Genomic DNA, 260 nt, shown 5'->3' on the forward strand with positions numbered 1-260 from the left:
CTGATCAGCAAGCTGCTGGCTGGCGGTAACGTCCAGCACCACTAAATCATCATACGGATGGGCGCGCATCCACAGGAACAACGACTCTTCATCCTGCTCAACCGCTTCATCGTTGAAGAAGGCTAACGCGCGGCTGGCGTCCAGCCCGTCATAGCTCAACAGGCTGCGGCGGCTGTCCACCACACCTGCCAGCACAAACTCAAAGCCGGTACGTGCCGAAAGCGTGCTCTGCTCACGGGCGAACAGTTCCAGCCAACGGG

Annotated in this window: 1 pseudogene; it reads right to left on the reverse strand. The window is 59.6% G+C overall.

The window, feature by feature from the left end:
• Positions 1–260, reverse strand: a pseudogene (locus R2R70_RS21195) (hypothetical protein); the annotation flags it as partial.

It is taken from the genome of Cobetia sp. SIMBA_158, from assembly GCF_046566945.1.
GTDB lineage: Bacteria > Pseudomonadota > Gammaproteobacteria > Pseudomonadales > Halomonadaceae > Cobetia > Cobetia amphilecti.